The organism is Candidatus Frankia nodulisporulans, assembly GCF_902806475.1.
GTDB classification, from domain to species: Bacteria; Actinomycetota; Actinomycetes; order Frankiales; family Frankiaceae; genus Frankia; species Frankia umida.
Genome location: NZ_CADCWS010000580.1, coordinates 1 through 346, shown reverse-complemented (window position 1 = coordinate 346; position 346 = coordinate 1). Strand labels below are relative to the sequence as shown.

The following is a 346-nucleotide window of genomic DNA, read 5'->3' as shown; positions in this document are numbered from 1 at the left end:
GCGGGCACGACCGTTTTCGGTGCCGGGGCGAGGAACGTGACCCCGGGCGTGGACGTCAACGCGGTCAGATTCGTGTAGGAGACGAGTTTGCTGTCGCCGACCAGCAGGAACTGTCGGGGGCCGGCGAGCCCGGCCAGGGCCCGCATCGCGCCGGTGACCTGGGAGACCTCACCGGCGCCGCCGTCGTAGGCGCGGTGCAGCAGCGGGATCCCACCGTCACCGGTGACCGCGAGCCCGGTCTGGACCTGTTTGAGGTCGGGGCGGCGGTCCTTCGGGTGGCCGTACTTCGGGGTCGCGTAGTCGCCGTCGACCTCGGGATAGGCGCCGTGCAGCGAGATCGACGTCA

The 346-nt window shown here is 71.1% G+C and carries 1 pseudogene; it reads right to left on the bottom strand.

Annotation, left to right across the window (positions count from 1 at the left end):
• Nucleotides 1–346 (bottom strand): annotated as a pseudogene (locus G6R24_RS21475) (IS1634 family transposase); the annotation flags it as partial.